Raw genomic sequence first — 606 nt, forward strand, 5'->3', positions numbered from 1 at the left:
AACGTTATGCGGCAGTGTAAAAACGACAATCAATGCAAAGAATAATATTTATAATACCATTTTTATTACTTATTTACAGCTGCAATCAAAAAAGTACAAATCACGAAAAATATGTGACAATGGTTACATCTAGATTCGTTGATTTGGATATTGAAACCTTTGCAGATGTGAAGTGCGCTGATTTTGAGAAATATTTTTCTGACTTTCAAACAAAAGTTATTAGAGATTCCATTATTATAACACAAATAATTACTTATTTAAATGATGGTAAAACTGCAGGCAAGGAATATTATCAAAATGTTGATACGAGAATTAAACTTGAATTAAAATATAATAATGATTCTGTCGAGATTATTTGTATGGACCGTTTTATATTTCAAAGAAATAATCAATTATTAATAAATACAGATTCACTAAAATATTTGCTGACTTTAACAGAATAAATTTAATAAACACCGCCGCCTAACAGCACCTACCAACAAGTAGGGACACTTTCGTTCGTATGAAAAAATATTGAAATGATAAAATATAACAATTCGTATAAGTCTTTCTTAATCCGCCCTACCTGCGGGTAGCTGCAGAACGTTATAGGGCATTTTAAAAAGA

Annotated in this window: 1 protein-coding gene; it reads left to right on the plus strand. The window is 29.2% G+C overall.

Annotated features, from left to right (window positions below):
* The first annotated feature begins 32 nt into the window (after nt 1-32).
* Nucleotides 33-443, plus strand: a complete 411-nt coding sequence (locus DK188_RS19945; protein WP_111672622.1) for a hypothetical protein — start codon at nt 33-35, stop codon at nt 441-443.
* Nucleotides 444-606 lie beyond the last annotated feature (163 nt).

The sequence above is a fragment of the Algoriphagus litoralis genome, from assembly GCF_003259255.1.
Lineage (GTDB): Bacteria > Bacteroidota > Bacteroidia > Cytophagales > Cyclobacteriaceae > Algoriphagus > Algoriphagus litoralis.

Bases quoted from the DNA above. Each gene is read 5' to 3' on its own strand.
- DK188_RS19945 (WP_111672622.1), top strand. From the start codon at position 33: ATGCAAAGAATAATATTTATAATACCATTTTTATTACTTATTTACAGC.